Below are 529 nucleotides of genomic sequence, written 5' to 3'. Positions count from 1 at the left end.
CCAAGAAATTCATTGCCAATGGCCAGTTCCTTGATGGTCCCTTTGCTATTTTCGAGAATCGATATGTCCAGTGTACCGCCTCCCCAATCAAACACGGCAATCTTCGAGAAAGACTTTATTTTTTCATAACTATGAAATGCTGCTGCCGTAGATTCACTTACAAATGACTTTATATGGATACCTGCCAACCTTGCGGCTTCGCGCAAGGATTTCCGTTTCTCTGCCGAAAATCCAACCGGAACTGCCACAACGGCACTATCAAACTTTACATGTTTCCCGCTATTGGCCATAACCTGTTTTTTTAAACCCAGGAAAATCTGGGACGCAATCATTTCAGGCGTCCACATTTTCCCGGCGATATGCCAGGTTTGACTGGTTCCCAAATGGGATTTGATTGACGTAAAGATCTCGCACGATTCACTCAGTTCCTGTCGTTGATTCCACGCTTCCCGGCCACAAATCACTTCACCCGTAATTTTGTCGATCATGACAACAGAAGGAAAGGGCTCATCCTCGCTATCCGTATACT

1 protein-coding gene is annotated in these 529 nt (G+C 45.4%); it reads right to left on the bottom strand.

What is annotated here, in order from left to right; genetic code table 11:
• On the bottom strand, positions 1-347 hold a 347-nt coding region (locus tag L323_RS0120935), incomplete at its 3' end, for an Hsp70 family protein (RefSeq protein ID WP_165582690.1).
• Positions 348-529: the final 182 nt, after the last annotated feature.

This window comes from Ruminiclostridium papyrosolvens C7, assembly GCF_000421965.1.
Lineage (GTDB): Bacteria > Bacillota > Clostridia > Acetivibrionales > DSM-1351 > Ruminiclostridium > Ruminiclostridium papyrosolvens_A.
This window is presented reverse-complemented; position numbering and strand designations above follow the sequence as displayed.